The organism is Micromonospora sp. NPDC004540 (assembly GCF_040610095.1).
Classification (GTDB): domain Bacteria; phylum Actinomycetota; class Actinomycetes; order Mycobacteriales; family Micromonosporaceae; genus Micromonospora.
Genome location: NZ_JBEXLR010000203.1, coordinates 1 through 1,965, shown reverse-complemented (window position 1 = coordinate 1,965; position 1,965 = coordinate 1). Strand labels below are relative to the sequence as shown.

The 1,965-nt window shown below is 81.8% G+C and carries 1 protein-coding gene; it reads left to right on the top strand.

The window, feature by feature from the left end:
- Positions 1–32: 32 nt before the first annotated feature.
- Positions 33–1,965 (top strand): AAA family ATPase (locus ABZV78_RS31685; RefSeq protein ID WP_355644533.1); only part of this gene is annotated, 1,933 nt, incomplete at its 3' end.

The window sequence follows — 1,965 nt, the reverse complement described above, 5'->3', positions numbered from 1 at the left end:
CGGGCGGGGGCGGGTCGGCGGGCGGCCTCGGGGTGGTCGACGCGCCGCTGCTGGCGTCCCGGCTGGCGCCGGCCGCGCTGCCCGAGCCGGTGCTGGTCCGGCCCCGGCTGCACGACCGGCTCGACCGGGGCGCCGCCGGGCCGGTCACCCTGGTCCTCGCGCCCGCCGGCTGGGGCAAGACCACGCTGCTCGCCGGTTGGGCCCGGGGCGTGCGGGCCGAGCCGCCGCCGGCCTGGGTGACGGTGGAGGAGGGCGACACCGGCGAGCGGCTCTGGGCCTACCTGGCGGCGGCGCTGCGGGCCGCCGCCGACGGGGTGCCGGGTGAAGGGCCGCAGCCGCGGCTGCCGGACGGCCCGCCCCGGCCGGACCAGCTCGAACTGCTCGCCGCGGCGCTCGCCGCCCGGGAGCGCCCGGTGCTGCTGGTCCTGGACGACCTGCACCGGGTGACCGACCCGGCCGCGCTGACCGGGCTGGAGTTCCTGCTCCGGCACACCGAGGGGCGGCTGCGGCTGGTGGCCGGCGCGCGCAGCGACCCGCCGCTGGCCCTGCACCGGTGGCGGCTGGCCGGCGAGCTGACCGAGGTCGGCCCGGCGGAGCTGGCGTTCACCCCCGACGAGGTGGCCGACCTGCTGGTCGCGCACGGGGTGCCGCTGCCGGCGGCGGCGGTGCCCCGGCTGGCCGACCGGACCGGGGGCTGGCCCGCCGGCCTGCGTTTCGCCGCGCTGGCACTGCGCGCCCAGGCGGACCCGGCCCGCGCGGTCGAGGGGTTCGCCGGCGACCAGCCGGACGTCGCCGGGTACCTGCGCGACGAGGTGCTGGCGCCACTGGACCCCGCCGCCCGGGACGTGCTGCGTCGCAGCGCGGTGGCCGCCGCGGTCTGCGCGGACCTGGCCGACGCGGTGACCGGGCGGCCCGACGCCGGCCAGGTGCTGGCCGACCTGGCCCGGGAGGGCGGCTTCGTCCAGCAGGACGGGGGCAGCCCGCCCTGGTACCGGTGCCATCCGCTCCTGGCCGACCTGCTCCGCGACGAACTGGAGCGGCTCCCCGCCGACGAGCTGGGCGAGCTGCACCGGCGCGCCGCCGGCTGGTACGCGGGCCACGACCGGCCGGCCGAGGCGCTCCGACACGCGCTGGCCGGGGGCGAGTGGGACACCGCCACCGAGCTGCTGATCGCCCGCTGGCCCGAGCTGGCGCCGTACGAACGGGACCGGCCCGCCGCACCGGCCCCGCCCGAGCCGCCGGTCGAGGCGGTGCGCCGGGATCCCGAGCTGGCGCTGGCCGCCGCGGCCGAGCGGGCGTACGCCGGGGACGCCGAGGCGGCCGCGGGACAGCTGCGCCGGGCCGTCGAGCATGCCAGCGACCTGCCCGCCCCGCGCCGGGACCGGTTCCGGCGGCTGGCCGTCGCCGTGGAGCTGACCCTGGCCCGGCTCGCCGGGGACCACGACGAGGTACGCCGGGCGGCGGCGCGGCTGCTCGCCACCGGTGTCCCGGCCGGTCCGGGTGACGACCCGCGGGCCGGTGCGGCGGAGGACGCCGACGTGCGGGCGGTCGCCGGCACCGCGCTCGGGCTGGTGGCGCTGGCCGAGGGGGAGCTGCCAGACGCCGCCGCGCACTTCGCCGAGGCGCTGGCGGCGGCGCGGCGGGCGGGCCGGCCACGGACCGAGCTGGTCTGCGCCAGCCGGTCGGCGCTGCTGGACGCGGCGCACGGCGCGCTGCGGGCCGCCGAGCGCACCGCCCGGGAGGCGCTGACCATGTCGCCCTGCGCGGGCTGGTCCTCACGGCTGGACTGCGGGTACGCGTACCTCGCGCTGGCCCTCGTGGCCTGGGACCGCGACGAGCCGGCGGAGGCCGCGGCGAACCTGACGCTGGCCGGCCCGGCCACCGAGGAGCCGGGCGGGGCGGCGCCGGCCGCGCTCTGCCGGGCCGGGCCGCGGCCGGCTCCCCGCCGGCGGCCAGCAGCCCGCC